Origin of the sequence: Azohydromonas aeria (assembly GCF_009760915.1) — a bacterium.
Lineage (GTDB): Bacteria > Pseudomonadota > Gammaproteobacteria > Burkholderiales > Burkholderiaceae_C > Azohydromonas > Azohydromonas aeria.
The window spans coordinates 1-3,126 of the sequence record NZ_VIDQ01000171.1 but is presented as its reverse complement, the minus strand read 5'-3'; the positions used below and the strand labels follow the sequence as shown (position 1 = coordinate 3,126).

Sequence of the window (3,126 nt, the reverse complement as noted above, 5' to 3'; positions counted from 1 at the left end):
CCCGGCAGCACGCGTGGCCGAGCTCACGCCACGGCTGTGGAAGCAGCACTTCGCCGCCAGCCCGCTGCGTTCGGCCTTGCACGGCGTGAGCGTTTAGGCAAGGACGCCGCGCAGCGGCCGCTTACGTTCACCGGGGAAAAACTGCCGGCAGTCCTTGAAGCCGGTTACCGGTTCACCTGACACAGCTGCGGGCGGTCGCAGTTCCTTGGGCACAGGTGCACGTCCATCGCAGGCGGCCAACACCAACGCACTCGAAATGGCGATCGAGAGGAAGCAGAGCCTTTTTGTCATGGCTCGCCATTGTCCACAGGCATGGTGTACGTACCGAGCGACGTCAGTCAGCAGCATCGCACTGGTCAGCAGCTTGGCCTTTTGCAGCGCTCGACACCGAAGAACCAGCCCGGCTGCAGTTGGGAAGTTTCCAGTGCTGGCGTCCATGACACTGGCGCGCGTGCCTGACCAGCAGTGTGATGCGTTGCAGAGCGACGCCTATGGACAACGGGTGCTCGCCACGCAGGAAACCAGCAACTGCGCCTGTTCATCGGCAAGATCCGGTGCGCGACTCGCCACCGCGGCCCGCTGCTCAGCAGCCAGACCTTGCACAACACCGGCGTGCGCCGCTGTACCTGCGCCGTCTCGGACGCGCGCGTGCAGACACCGTGCACAAGGTGCTGGCCGACGAATGCAGTTGCCTGAGCGCGTACAGCGACGCCAGCTCCGAGCAATGCGCCGAGCGGCGCTTCATCGCCGGTCAGCTTGAATAGGGGACAACTCAGCGCTGTCTTGATCACTACGGCGCCGAGTCCTCCCATTTGAAAATGTCGGACACGGCCAGATCCGCTGTCCCGGTTTCGCTGGGATCTGCCTGCGGATCGCGGGCCGGCCTGGCCAGGATTCCTTCCAGCGCCAGCGCCTTCAACCGCTCTGACCGGGCACGGTGCGACAGCGCGGTCAGCGCATCGAACAGCCTTGGACTGGTGTCCTGACGCACCGTGACTTGCATCGTGATCTTGCCTTGGGCGTTCATGCCGCGCTCCATGCTGCTTCTGACCTGATCACTGTCCCGGCGCACAGGCGCTGTTGGCGCCGGTTGCCGCGCTGGACGCTGGCGCTGACGAAAGGTCTGACGGCACATTCGTCGCTGGTTCGCCCGGCGCGACAGTGGCTGCCGGTGCCGCTACCTGGGTACTCGGTCTCTTGCCCAGGTGCTGCGCGTGGCGCTGCCTGGCGTCAGCCAGGGCCTGCGGGTTGGCACGAGCCCATTCCTCGCCGATCAGCTGGTAGCCGCGCACGTTGGCATACATCGGCTCGTCAACGTCCTGAATCACATGCCGCGGGAGGCGCCGCTTTACGGCCTTGCGAAACAGCGCCGCGCCGCCGCCGACCAGCACGATGCTGTCGAAGTCATCCAGATGATCGATCTGTTGCAGCATCGAGCTCACCGCCTCGTCGGCAATCTTCTGGACCAGCGGTTCGTAACGCTTGAGGTCATGGTCCTTCTGGTACAAGCGCAAGCTGCGCCGCCCGCTCAAGGCCTCATCGATGGCTTCGAGGTTCTGGTAGTCCTCGCCGATCTCCCTGCTGATCTCCCCGGCGATGAGCCGCACGACATCGAACACGCCCCGGTTGACCGAGTGGCTCATCCTGGGCACGACACGGATTCCCTGGGTCACCAGCCAGTCGAAGGTGCGCGTACCCACGTCGATGATCAGGCTGCGCTGGCTCTTGAGATCGCGCAGCCGGCTGGCATCGGCAGCGAAGTGGAAGAGTGCACCCTGGGGCTGCGCCACCACCAGCGTCTTCAGCACCGTGACATGCCGCCCCCGGCCGATGGCGAAACGCCCCGTCATGAGCTTCTCCAACGCAGCGCGCTTGTCCAGGTACTGCGCCACGGGCAGGCCCACGACCAGCAAGTCGATCGTCTCCTGCTTCATGTAGGCCAGTGCGCCGGCAGTCAGCGCGCGGTACTCGGACGTATGGATGTAGTCGTCGTGCAGCGTCCGGGAGCGGAACCGGTCTGCCGCGAGCTCCACATCCGGTCCCACTTCGTAGAAGAGCTTGTCGACCGGCACGCACACGGTCCGCCGCCGGCCGCCAAGGCCGTCATGGCTTTTCTCCGAGGCGGAGAAGAACGCCAGCGAGCGGAAATGCGCGCACTCGCTCTGGCCCTCGCGCGCTGCGCTCACGTACTTGGTGTTGCCAAATCCCAGGTCGATCGCCCTGATCGTGATGTCCATGCGCCATCTCCTGACAAGCCGGTTTGAACACCTGGAAAGCATCGCAAGCGCGCGACCTTGGGCCAAGGAAAAATCAAGCCGAAATGGGCCTTTTTCAGCCTCGGTCCCTTTTGTGGCGGAAAAAGTCCGGCTCAAGTGCCACTTGGAACGTGCCGAGCGGCCGGAACGTTGCGTCGCAGATGGCGCTCAGGTGCCACCAGCCTGCGATGCGATGTCCGGACGATGGAGGGGACGGAACTAGAGGTGCTGCAGCCACGCGAATGCCGTCAGTGGAGATGCTTCGACCGGCGCGCTGCAAGCAGCCAATCGATGCTAGAGGCAACTTTCCGTGAGATCGCTCCTTGTTGACAGGCTGCCCTGGCAGGAGTCCACTACGTCACCCAACCCCGTGTGCCACGGCACACGACGCCGCATCGAGCGGCGGTTGATCCGGGTGGCCATTCCGCCCGGCGGTGCGCCCGTTATGCGCCCTATAGTGTTCCGGCCTCGTGTCGGGACTCAGGCCGCGTCAGTCGCGGCAATGAAGGCGTGATGCTCGCCGCAGGCAGCGTCACGCACGTCAGCGTGCTGTCCTGATGCAGCGCGCTGGTGCCATGACCCGCGCGTTCGGCCCGAGCCAGCGTGCTGTTCATGCCGTTGGCCCGTTGCACGGGCACACGGCTGCGCGTGCCTTTCGCCTGAAAGGACTTGCGCTTGAGCTGCGTGGTTCGCCGCGCGTGTGACCGTCCCGTTTTCGCACGGTGCGGCCAGTATGAAGCCCTAAGGATTTATCCGTAATTAGATAAAATGCCCCTGAGCCGCGGCGGCGCGGTGGTGGAGCGCGAGGTTGGGCAAGCGGGTTGAATCCTGGGAAGTGACGGACGACTTCTGGCAGCGCGTGGAGCCGCTG

The 3,126-nt window shown here is 64.7% G+C and carries 2 protein-coding genes; both read right to left on the bottom strand.

Features of this window, described 5'->3' with window-relative positions:
* Positions 1–790: 790 nt before the first annotated feature.
* On the bottom strand, positions 791–1,027 hold the full coding sequence (locus FJ694_RS36190) for a hypothetical protein (protein WP_157272353.1): 237 nt from the start codon (positions 1,025–1,027) through the stop codon (positions 791–793).
* A gap of 28 nt (positions 1,028–1,055) precedes the next feature.
* Positions 1,056–2,237 carry a PRTRC system protein D gene (locus FJ694_RS36185; RefSeq protein ID WP_157272352.1) on the bottom strand — a complete coding sequence of 394 codons (1,182 nt, stop codon included), beginning with the start codon at positions 2,235–2,237 and terminating at the stop codon, positions 1,056–1,058.
* Positions 2,238–3,126 lie beyond the last annotated feature (889 nt).

Bases quoted from the DNA above. Each gene is read 5' to 3' on its own strand.
- FJ694_RS36190 (WP_157272353.1), bottom strand. From the start codon at position 1,027: ATGAACGCCCAAGGCAAGATCACGATGCAAGTCACGGTGCGTCAGGAC.
- FJ694_RS36185 (WP_157272352.1), bottom strand. From the start codon at position 2,237: ATGGACATCACGATCAGGGCGATCGACCTGGGATTTGGCAACACCAAG.